This is a genomic window from Bacillus pfraonensis (genome assembly GCF_050768835.1).
Lineage (GTDB): Bacteria > Bacillota > Bacilli > Bacillales > Bacillaceae_G > Bacillus_A > Bacillus_A pfraonensis.
Window position 1 is genome coordinate 313,668 of the sequence record NZ_JAHCDO010000004.1, and the last position, 9,531, is coordinate 323,198.

Consider the following 9,531-nt stretch of genomic DNA (forward strand, 5'->3'; position numbering starts at 1 on the left):
CTATTTTTCATTTATTACAAGTAGCGCTCGAACAGTCGGACAATCGAGACGACAAATTGCCATCTCTTGTCCGAAGGCAATTCATCCCCCACCTACTTATTGGGCTACACCCTTCACATTTCTTGAGGTGGGGGTATTCTCGCCTATTTTAGATAAAAAACATCCTTTTGAATTTAATTACTTCGCATCAATTATTTTCTTTTTATAACTCTGTATTTTACTCGTTAACCCTATTAATGCAGGTAACAAAATCGGCATAATAATTAAAGCTAATAGTAAAAGGGCAATGCCAACAACTGCTGCAACTTGTATAAGCGTTAATACACCAGAAGGAATTAACGCTGCAAATGTCCCTCCTAAAATAAGCGCCGCTGATAATACGACTCCTCCTATATGACGAGATGCTGTTACAATTTTTGTTATTGAATCTCCTTCCAATTCGTTATAGCGCATCATTAAGAAAATGCTATAATCCACTCCTAAGGCGACAATCATAATGAAGCTAAAGAATGGAACATTCCAGCTTAGTGACTCTACATTTAATAAGTGTGAACTAATTTGTTCACTTATACCAAGTGATGTAAAGTACACTAAAATTAATGAACCGATAATAAAGATTGAATGTAAGAATGAACGGGTAATAACGATTAATACAAGCGCAATACCGATTAACATAATCGTAGCTGTACGTAAGAAATCTTGTTGTGTTACTTCTTTTAAATCAACGTTTCTAGCTGTTGTCCCGCCGATTGCTTTTTTCGCACTCTTTAATTCTGTACCATTTAAAGTACCGTCTACTGTTTTATTAATCTCTTGAATGATTGGCATCGCCTCTTTTGAATACGGATTTACATTTAAAATGATTGTCATTTTAGCAGTCTTTCTATCATGTGACATATACGTATTCAATGCTTTCTGAAAATCTTCTCCTTCTAAAACTTCTTTTGGAATATAAAATTTCTCAGAACTTTTCGATTCATTAAGATCGCTTAAATACTTTTGAGCATCCTGCAAACCGTTGCTTACTTTTCCAAGTCCTTCTGTACTTTTAGATAAACCGGATTGCAATTGCCCCATCTTTTCTTGCAAATCTTTAAGCCCAGTTAATAGCTGCCCTTGCCCATCGTTTATTTTCGTTAAACCAGATTGCAAATCAGCTGACTTGTTCGCAATTTCTTTTGAACCTGTAGCTCCTTCGTTCAATCCATTTTTTAGTTCGGCAGCTCCTTTTTGTAACTCAGTAACTCCATTATTCATTTCCTTTAAGCCGTTATCTACTTTCATTAATGACTGATTCGCCTCTTTAAATGAATTCATAGCTGCTTTGTGCTGCACAGTTAATTGATTTAACTCATTTGAAAGTCCACTTAGTTGCTTCTGAGCCCCCTTTGCAATTCCTAATGTTTGCTGTACGTTAGGATCATTTGCTAGTTCTGGCTTTGTTCTAATTAAATTGTTCATTAACGTTTCAATTTGTTCGTATCCTTTTTTCGCACCATCAATCGCTTGTGAAATATTTTCGAAGTATTGATCGTAAGAACTTAAACCTTTTTCTAACTGAGCATAACCCGCATGAAGCTGTGAAGTTGCATTAGATAAAACATTTATATTTTCGTTTAATGAGGCTAATCCATCCTCAATTTGTTTCGCTCCTTGTGCTCCATCGTTTATGCCTTTCGTTAATTGATTTAAAGCCGTTCCTAATGCCGACACACCATTTTCCGCCTCATTTGTTCCATCAATTAGCTTTTGAACATTTGCAAGACTATTTGAGTCATTCCCACCCATTTTATCTTTAGCATCAGTTAGTCCGTCATTAATTTCTTTTATGCCACCATTGGCATCTCCTATGCCTGTATTCAGTTCTCCCGCCTGTTTATTTAAATATAATTCTTTAATCTTATCTCCAGTTGGACGCGTCGGTGAATATACTTCTGAAACCTCTTTAACTTTCGAAATTTTATCAGCTAGTTCATCTAAAGTTTGTAAAGAAGTCGTCTCATCTAGCTTTTGATCAGATTGAATTACCAACGTACTTGGTGAAGAAAAACCAGGCGAAAAATGCTCTTCTATTACGTTAATCCCCATCTTTGATTCATACTTATTATCCACTTCAAATAAATCATTATAATTAAGAGTGTTAGAATATTTTAATACGAAAGGAATTGATATTACGAATACAATGATTAAAGCAACAAATGGTCTTACTACTGAGTTTTTCGCAAAGAATCCCCATAAACGACTATCCTCATGCTCTTTAAATGTTTTAACTGGATAAAACATTCCTCTTCCTAATAACACCATGAAAAAAGGATTTAAAGTGATTAATACAAGTAATAATACTGCAATCCCAATCGCTACTGCCGAAGTAGCTTGATACAATTTAAAACTTGCTAAAATGAGTGATGCAAAACCTATAAGCACTGCCACCCCACTATATAATACGGTTTTTCCTGCCGATTTAAATGTCTCTTTCGTAGCTAAAAATACATTTTCTTGGTTGCTTAATTCTTCTTTAAATCTCGTATATAACAAAATGTTATAATCTGTTCCTACTCCAAATAGAACAACGACTAAAAAGACTTGGGTAAAATTTGAAAATGGAAAATGAAATTGATCTACCAGATGAGCAATTACTCCCATTGAAACTAAATAGGATATCCCAACTGTAAGAAGAGAAACAATCGGAACAATTGGTGAACGGAAAACAACAATTAAAACAACAAGAATGAAAATGATTGAGATAACTTCTGTTTTTTGTACTCCCTCTTGTGTAGATTTAAGAAAATCATCTCCTATTAAATCACTTCCTGTTAAATACGTTTTCACACTTTCTGGTTTCATTTTATTATGAAGCTCATTTGCAACTTTTGATATTTCACCATGTTTTTTATCTACCGATATTTGTGTTAAAATAGTCGTATTATCTTTAGAGACTAATTGTTTCTCCAAGTCTTTATTATCTAGATGTGAAACAATTTCTTTAATTCCTAATTGCTCTTTTTCATTTTGTAAAGAATTGATAACTTTCGCTATTTCCTCTTTTTGTTCACTTGTTAAAGCCGTCTTACTCCCGCTATTAAACACGGCTATAATTTCATACTTTTCAACGCCCTCCTGATCCATTTCTTTTATCATCTTGTCAGCAATACTACTTTGCTCTGTTTTAGGAATAGTAATTTGCCCTTTCTCTTTCACTAATCTATCCATATTAGGCATCGTTACTATCATAGTAATAGTAATAACTATCCATAATAGAAAAGATAAACTTCTCCAATTCTTTAGCTTACTCATGTTGATCCTCTCCCGCTATTTGAGTTTTAGATTAGAATAGGAATGAATATTCATTCCTATTCTAATCTTTTTTTACGGAATGAACGTTCATTCCTATTCTTTTAAAGCTATAGAATCAATTGATTCTAATAGCATTCCAAGAACTTTCTTCCAATTCTTTTACCAATTCTTTTGTGTATTTTAATTCCCCTGTCGCCATTACTTTAATTAATTTTTCAATTGGTTGATATACAATAATAATTAAAGCAACTGGCGGTAATGGACGAAGAAAACCTTTTTCGATTCCATCCTCTATAATATTCATAAAGAAGCCCATAAAATCATCAAATATTTCCTTACTATGTTCATCGAGAAAATAACTATCACAGTGAGAATTTGTAAAAAGAAAAGCATCCACATTGTGTCTCGCAAATTCAAATAAACGGTTGTACGTATGACTAAACTGTTCACGAATATTTGCATCAACTGGAAAATCAGTTTTTATTAATTCAGATAATTGTAAAACGCACTTTGTAAATAAAGAATTAACGAGCGACTCTTTATTTTCGAAATAACGATAAATGGTACCTGCACCTACATTTGCTTTTTCAGCAATCATCGGGATTGTTGTACCATCATAACCTCGCTCTGCGAAAAGTTGCATAGCAGCATCAAAAATATCGTCTTGTTTGTTTTTAGCCATTTTTCCCACCTCAATTTCCAGGAATGAAAATTCATTCCGTTTTTTATTATAAATTACACTGCTTAAAAGTCAAGTGTTGGGCAAAGATAGTACATCGTACATTTCCTAACTTCTCTTCTTTTAATTGTATGACGTTCATATGTCGCAACTTGAAATATAATATATCAGCGATTCGCCAAAAGTTATCAAATTCCCAACAAATATCGATATGGATTCATATAAAAAAGGCAAATGCATTACGCATCTGCCTCTCATCATATTACTTAGCTAACTTTTGAAGTTCTTCAAAAAATGTAGGATACGATACCCCTACTGCTGCTGCATCTTGGATCGTTGTTTCTCCTTCAGCTATACAGCCGGCAATCGCAAGCATCATTCCGATGCGGTGATCACCGTAACTATGTACTGTATTGCCTTTTAAAGTTGATTTACCGTAAATAATCATTCCGTCATCTGTTGCTTCAATCCGAGCTCCTAGTTTCGTTAGTTCGGCAACAACTGTGTCGATACGATTCGTTTCTTTCACTTTTAGCTCATGTGCATCTTTAATAACCGTAATTCCCTCAGCTTGCGTTGCTGCTAATGCGATAATTGGAATTTCATCGATTAACTTTGGAATAATATCCCCGCCAATTTCGATTCCTTTTAGTGAAGATGTTTCAATCGTAATGTTTGCAGCTGGCTCTGATGCTCCTTTGTTAATTAGTTCTACAGTGAACGTAGCACCCATTCTCTCTAAAACATCTATAATACCTGTACGAGTCGGATTCATTCCTACATTTTGTAATTGTATTTTACTATTTGGAATGATCGCTCCTGCTACTAAGAAAAACGCTGCTGATGATACGTCACCTGGAACTTGAACGTCTGTTCCAGTTAATTTTTGGCCACCTGCTAGTTTTACAGTTTTCCCTTCACGAGTTACTGTAACACCAAACGCCTCTAACATTCTTTCTGTATGGTCTCGTGAAATGTGCGGTTCTGTAACAGCTGTTACACCTTCTGCGCAAAGACCTGCAAGTAAAATAGCTGACTTTACTTGTGCACTTGCAACTGGGGAAGTGTATTGGATTGCTTTTAACGCTCCACCTCTTATTGTTAGCGGTGTGTACGTCCCGCCTTCTCGGCCATCAATGTTGGCACCCATTTGCTTTAATGGATCTGTTACACGTTTCATCGGTCTTTTTGCAATAGAAGCATCTCCTTGTACACAAGAAAAGAATGGCGTGTTTGCCAATATTCCTGACATTAAACGTATCGTAGTTCCAGAATTACCGACATCTAATACAGCTTTTGGTTCTTGTAAACCTTCAATTCCTTTTCCGATTACAGTAACTTCATCACCGTTTTGCGTAATATCTACTCCCATTTCTTTAAAGCAAGAAATAGTACTTAAACAGTCTGCACCAGGTAGGAAGCCTTTAATTGTTGTTTTTCCCTCTGCAATTGCGCCGAACATCACAGCGCGGTGTGAAATGGATTTATCACCAGGAATTGTAATGGTACCGTTCAATCCGTTATTAACAGGTTGTATAGTTCTTTCTTTCACGTTTTCACCTTCTCATTTAAATTGTTTCATATGTTTGGTATTCTTCTTTTCCAAGCGCTAGTTTTGCTTTCATACGATCTTCCTCTATTTGAAAGCTAATTCGTAACACCCCAAGCAACCCTTCACGCGCTTCTAATATTTGCAAGTTCGTAATACTAATTTCTTCGCGCGCCAAAATGCTCGTAATATGAGCTAATGCCCCTACTTTATCTAAAACATCGACGTATAAGTCATAATAGGCAGGAATAGCTCCTCTTTTTCTCACTGGTAAAGAATCACGATATTCTTTCGCATCTGCAAAGTAGTTTTGTATTTCACTGGCATCTCCTATAGAAACCGTCTTATATAACTCTTCCATTTCAGAGATCCACTCTTTTAATAATACCATTAAATGCTCACGATTTTGCTTTACAATGTCACTCCACATTTTCGGACTGCTAGATGCGATACGTGTAATATCTTTAAATCCACCGGCAGCTAGTTGATGAATGAGCGGATTATCTCCTGCATGTTTCTCGACTTGTTTTACTAATCCTGCCGCAATAAGATGCGGAAAATGGCTAACGATTCCTGTTACATAATCGTGTTCTTCTGTATTTAAGACGAGAAAATGTGATCCTGTCCCTTTTAACAATACTTTTAGCTCTTCCACTTGATCATTTGACACATGATTCATCGGTGTTAAAATGTAAAATGCATTTTCAAATAAATGCGCCTTTGCACTTTCGACACCAGTTTTATGAGACCCTGCCATCGGATGTCCGCCAATGAAAGAAACTTTCTTTGAAAATAAAGCTTCCGCTTCATTCATAATTGTTCCTTTTGTACTTCCAACATCGGTCACTATTACATCATCTCGTAAACGAAATGACGCTAGTTTGTGTAATAACTTCTTCGTTTCTTCAACTGGAGAGGCAAAAACAATTAAATTTGCCTCTTCACATGCACGCTGCAAATCTATTGCCACTTCATCTACTACATGCAATTCTTTCGCACGCTCTACCTGCTCTTTAAATATATCATAACCTGTTATCGTTACATCGTGCTCTTTCTTAATTGCTAATGCGAGAGAGCCTCCTATTAATCCTGTTCCAATTAATACTACCTTTTTACACATTGGTCTCATCTCGAGACTTATGTTTTTTATTTTCAAAGTGTTGCTTTAACACTGAAATCACTCCTTCATTTTGTTCCCTTGTTCCGATTGTAATACGAACGCCGTTTGGAAACGGACGAATAATAAACCCTGTGTGTGCGCAAGCTTCATAAATTTCTCCAGCATCATCTACCGGCAAGAAGATGAAGTTTGTTTGCGACGGATAGAATGGAATTTCATTTTCCTTACAAAAACTTTCGTATTGCTGTAGCCCCTCTTTATTAACACGTACTATCTTTTCAATAAACGACTCATCACTTAAGGCAATCATTGCTGCTTTTTGTGCCAATGTAGATACGTTAAACGGCAAACGTACGACATTTAATTTCTCGATTAATTCTTCATGTCCAATCGCATACCCAGCGCGGAATGATGCTAATCCGTATGCTTTAGAAAACGTTCTTAATGTAAGAATGTTTTTATGTTTTTCTAGAAGCGGTAATGTCTCTGGGAAATCTTTTGCTGTTACGTATTCATAGTACGCTTCATCAATGACAATTAACGTATTTTTACTAATTCCCTCAATGAATTGAGTCAATTTTCGATCATTTACATATGTGCCCGTCGGATTATTCGGATTACAAATCCATACGATTTTTGTGTTGTGATCGATTGCTTTAGTGATTGCATCTAAGTCATATGCCCCTTCATTAAGTGGCACTTCTTTCACTTCACAACCTTCAATTACTGCATGATGACGATATTGCGGGAACGTTTCTCCCGCTGTTACAATATTATCGCCTGCGCGGAGCACTGTACGACTGATGATTTGAATGACTTCATCAAGTCCACTTCCACATATGATTTGTTCCTTTTGAACTTGCAGTTTTTCTGCGATTGTTTCGCGGAGTTCTACAGCTCCTCCATCAGGATATAAAGCATGTTCCTCCCACACTTTTTGTAATTCTTCCATCACACGCGGTGAACAACCAAATGGATTTTCATTTGATGCTAATTTTACAAATGAATGATCTCCATATACTTCTTTCATTTGCTGCGCTGATTTACCTGGCTTGTATGGCTGTAATGATGATAATTGCTCTTTTACCTTCATTTATAACTCATCCTTTTTAAAATTCTTTTGCATATTTGTTATGCTGCGTAATATTTTGCTGGATTAATTCCATACGATCTTTTCCGAATTGTTCAACTAATGCATCTGCAAGTTCCCATGCAACAACCGCTTCTGCGACAACACTTGCAGCTGGTACTGCACAGCTATCAGATCTTTCAATACTCGCTTGGAATGCTTCTTTCGTATCAATATCTACACTTGCAAGTGGTTTATATAATGTAGGAATTGGCTTCATAACACCTCGCACTACAATCGGCATTCCTGTTGTCATACCTCCCTCTAACCCACCTGCGTTATTTGTTTTTCTTGTATAGCCTTTTTCTTCATCCCAGATGATTTCATCATGTACCGAACTTCCAGGCTGCCTTGCCGCTTCAAATCCAATTCCAATTTCAGCGCCTTTAAAAGCATTAATACTCATAATTGCGCCAGCAAGTTTTGCATCTAATTTTCGGTCATAATGTACATAACTCCCAACGCCGATTGGCATCCCTTCCGCAATGACTTCTACAATTCCACCAATGGAATCTCCACTGCTTTTCGCAGTATCAATTGCATCCATCATTTGTTGCTCTACTTCTTTATCTAGACAACGAACAGGTGAATTTTCTGTAATGGTTTGGATTTCTTCTATTGGGAATTGATCTACTCGATTTGCTTGAACTCCGCCAATTTCAAGAACATGTCCAGCAATCTGTACACCTAATCCTTTTAAAATTTGTTTTGCAACCGCACCAGCTGCTACTCTGACAGTTGTTTCCCTTGCAGAAGAACGTTCTAAAACATTTCGTATATCACGGTGACCATATTTAATTGCACCGTTTAAATCTGCATGTCCTGGACGTGGTTTTGTAATTGTACGTTTCATTTCTTTACTTTCTTGCTCCGAAATCGGTTCCGCTCCCATTACTTTCGTCCAATGTTTGAAATCATCATTTTTTACGATTAATGTAATGGGTGAACCAAGCGTCACCCCGTGGCGTACACCACTTACAATCTCTACTGTATCTGTTTCAATTTGCATGCGTCTCCCGCGACCATGCCCTTTTTGTCTTCTTAATAATTCCTTATTTATATGTTCTGCTTGTAACGATAACCCTGCAGGTACACCTTCTAAAATGACTGTTAACTGCGGACCATGTGATTCTCCGGCTGTAATATATCTCATTTTTCTTACCCCTTTATTATTTTTTGTACAAAAAAGCCCCTACTGAGCGCTCAGTAGGGACGATGATTATCGCGGTACCACCCTAATTGTAGACTATATTTGTCTACCTCTTATCATTTTTAACGATCTATGAGACCGTCTTTCCCTTCATAAAGATTATTATCTTTACTACGAAAAAGATGCTCTAGGGCTGTAATTCATGCTTACCTTTGTACTGATTCACACCAACCATCAGCTCTCTATAAACAGGGAGATAAGCACTACTGTTTCCCTTTCAATGCATATTCAATATGAAATTAAGATAATTTATTTTTGAATCCTTTTAACTCTTCCATGAATTTATGGAACTCTGGAATATCCATTTGCTGCGCTGAATCAGATAATGCAACCGCTGGGTCTGGATGAACTTCTGCCATAACTGCATCTGCCCCAATTGCTAGTGCTGCTTTTGCAGTAGGTAATAATAAATCTCTACGTCCTGTAGAATGCGTTACGTCTACAACAACAGGTAAATGTGTTTCTTTCTTTAAGATTGGTACAGCTGAAATATCTAACGTATTACGCGTTGCTCTTTCGTATGTGCGGATACCGCGCTCACATAATATAA

The 9,531-nt window shown here is 36.5% G+C and carries 6 protein-coding genes, 1 pseudogene and 1 other annotated feature; all 7 genes and pseudogenes read right to left on the minus strand.

Going from position 1 to position 9,531, the window contains the following annotated elements; genetic code table 11:
• Positions 1 to 177: 177 nt before the first annotated feature.
• Positions 178 to 3,294 carry an MMPL family transporter gene (locus KFD70_RS06315; RefSeq protein ID WP_336451311.1) on the minus strand — a complete coding sequence of 1,039 codons (3,117 nt, stop codon included), beginning with the start codon at positions 3,292 to 3,294 and terminating at the stop codon, positions 178 to 180.
• 115 nt (positions 3,295 to 3,409) lie between these two features.
• Positions 3,410 to 3,976, minus strand: coding sequence for a TetR/AcrR family transcriptional regulator (locus KFD70_RS06320; protein WP_336451312.1), 567 nt, complete (start codon positions 3,974 to 3,976; stop codon positions 3,410 to 3,412).
• A gap of 259 nt (positions 3,977 to 4,235) precedes the next feature.
• Positions 4,236 to 5,525: a 3-phosphoshikimate 1-carboxyvinyltransferase gene (gene aroA / locus KFD70_RS06325; protein WP_336451313.1), complete on the minus strand. Its 1,290-nt coding sequence runs from the start codon at positions 5,523 to 5,525 to the stop codon at positions 4,236 to 4,238.
• Between the two features lie 16 nt (positions 5,526 to 5,541).
• The gene (gene tyrA / locus KFD70_RS06330) at positions 5,542 to 6,642 is read right to left on the minus strand and encodes a prephenate dehydrogenase (RefSeq protein ID WP_336451314.1); all 1,101 of its coding nucleotides are present in this window, start codon (positions 6,640 to 6,642) and stop codon (positions 5,542 to 5,544) included.
• Positions 6,635 to 7,735, minus strand: a complete 1,101-nt coding sequence (gene hisC, locus KFD70_RS06335) for a histidinol-phosphate transaminase (RefSeq protein WP_336451315.1) — start codon at positions 7,733 to 7,735, stop codon at positions 6,635 to 6,637. The genes tyrA and hisC overlap by 8 nt, the downstream gene beginning before the upstream one ends.
• Before the next feature lie 16 nt (positions 7,736 to 7,751).
• Entirely contained in the window at positions 7,752 to 8,924 is a 1,173-nt protein-coding gene (gene aroC, locus KFD70_RS06340) for a chorismate synthase (protein ID WP_336451316.1), read from the minus strand.
• A 52-nt stretch (positions 8,925 to 8,976) separates the two neighbouring features.
• Positions 8,977 to 9,211 (minus strand) — a binding site (T-box leader).
• Positions 9,212 to 9,220: 9 nt separating this feature from the next.
• Positions 9,221 to 9,531, minus strand: a pseudogene (locus KFD70_RS06345) (bifunctional 3-deoxy-7-phosphoheptulonate synthase/chorismate mutase); the annotation flags it as partial.